The sequence below is a fragment of the Paeniroseomonas aquatica genome, from assembly GCF_030409335.1.
Classification (GTDB): domain Bacteria; phylum Pseudomonadota; class Alphaproteobacteria; order Acetobacterales; family Acetobacteraceae; genus Belnapia; species Belnapia aquatica.
In genome coordinates this window covers 1-899 of the sequence record NZ_JAUFPN010000239.1, presented here as the reverse complement: position 1 = coordinate 899, position 899 = coordinate 1, and the positions used below count along the sequence as shown (strand labels likewise).

The window sequence follows — 899 nt, the reverse complement described above, 5'->3', positions numbered from 1 at the left end:
GCCGCGCGCTGGGCCGGGGCGGCCGGCGCCTCCTCCTCGAAGGAGACCGCCGCCCGGGCCGGCGCCGATGCGGGCGGCACCAGGGCCAGGACCAGCAGGGCGAGGAGGCGCGGGGGCAGTGGCATGGCAGGGTTCCTCATGGTCCGGCGACCGTCTGCAGCAGGGCGGCGCGGACCGCGACCCGGCCGCCACCGGCCTGCGCCTGCCGCAGCGCCGCCTGCAGGGCGGGGGTGAAGGCCTCCAGCCGCTCGCCGCGGCGGCGCTGGGCAAAGAGCGGCCGCTCCGAGGCGATGACGAGCAGCAGGTCGGTGCCGAAGGGGGGCGCCGCGGTCCAGCGGCCGGCCTCGCCGAAGCCGAGGCTGGCGCCGGCGGCATGCGCCGGCCCGGCCTGGACGGGATGCGCGACCTCACCCGCCTCGGTGACGTAGGCGACGTGCAGCCGCGCCGCCCAGGGCGGCAGGGCGACGGTGAAGCGCAGGGCCTGGCCGCCGCGCAGCGGGGTGGGGCTGGCGAAGCCGAGGCCCGGCGCCTCCCCGGCCAGCGCCGCGACCGGGCGGATGGCATCGAGCGCGGCGCAGAAATCCCCCGCGAAGCGCTCGACCTGCAAATACTGGGCGGCGGCGGGGACGCCGAAGGCGGCGATGGCGCGCTGCATGGCCTCGGCCTCGGCGCCGCGGGCGAGGCCGGTGACCGCCAGGACCCGGCCGGGCAGGCTCACCTGCAGCAGGCTGCAGGGCAGCGCCTCGACGACGGCGGCGACCGTCGCCAGCTCGGGCTCCGCTGCCGCCGCGGCGGCGGGCGGCGCGGGCCGGGAGTCCGGCATAGGCGCGGCCAGGGGCGCGGCCGGGGGCGCGGCCACCGCCTGCGCCTCCGGCGGCGGGGCCGGGAGCAGCAGCACG

At 80.8% G+C, this 899-nt stretch carries 1 protein-coding gene; it reads right to left on the bottom strand.

Annotated features, from left to right (window positions below; genetic code table 11):
- Positions 1 to 136: 136 nt before the first annotated feature.
- Positions 137 to 899, bottom strand: a 763-nt coding sequence (locus QWZ14_RS29070; protein WP_456307276.1) for a hypothetical protein, incomplete at its 5' end; no start/stop codon positions are given.